Genomic DNA, 412 nt, shown 5'->3' on the forward strand with positions numbered 1-412 from the left:
GCCGCGGAACTGGCGCGTCAGTTCCGCGAGCTGCGCGATCTGAGCAGCCAAGTCGCCGACTGGGAGCCGCCGTACCGGGTCTTCAAGGCCATTGAAGGCACCTGCCTTGCCTGTAACGCCGGGCCGCATTTAACCGATTTGGGTCTGACCGACGGCGGCAGCCGCCAGATAGTCGACCCGTTGATAGCCTGCCGGGAGATCCCGGAGCCAACCGATCACAACAATAATCCTCAGGGAGCCTGAGCATGGCCGATAACACACTTCACTCTTCCGCCCGCGCTAACTGGCTGGAGCGCCGCTTTGCGCTGCGCTCGCGCGGCGGCACGCTACGCACCGAATGCCTGGCCGGGATCACCGGCTTTCTCGCCGCCGCCTATTTACTGGTGGTCATCCCGGGGCTGCTGGCGATCGG

General features: G+C 65.0%; 1 protein-coding gene. It reads left to right on the forward strand.

Features of this window, described 5'->3' with window-relative positions; translation table 11 throughout:
- Positions 1-243, forward strand: a 243-nt coding sequence (locus tag FJV41_RS56225) for a hypothetical protein (protein WP_220138052.1), incomplete at its 5' end; no start/stop codon positions are given.
- Between the last annotated feature and the right edge of the window lie 169 nt (positions 244-412).

Origin of the sequence: Myxococcus llanfairpwllgwyngyllgogerychwyrndrobwllllantysiliogogogochensis (genome assembly GCF_006636215.1) — a bacterium.
Taxonomy (GTDB): domain Bacteria; phylum Myxococcota; class Myxococcia; order Myxococcales; family Myxococcaceae; genus Myxococcus; species Myxococcus llanfairpwllgwyngyllgogerychwyrndrobwllllantysiliogogogochensis.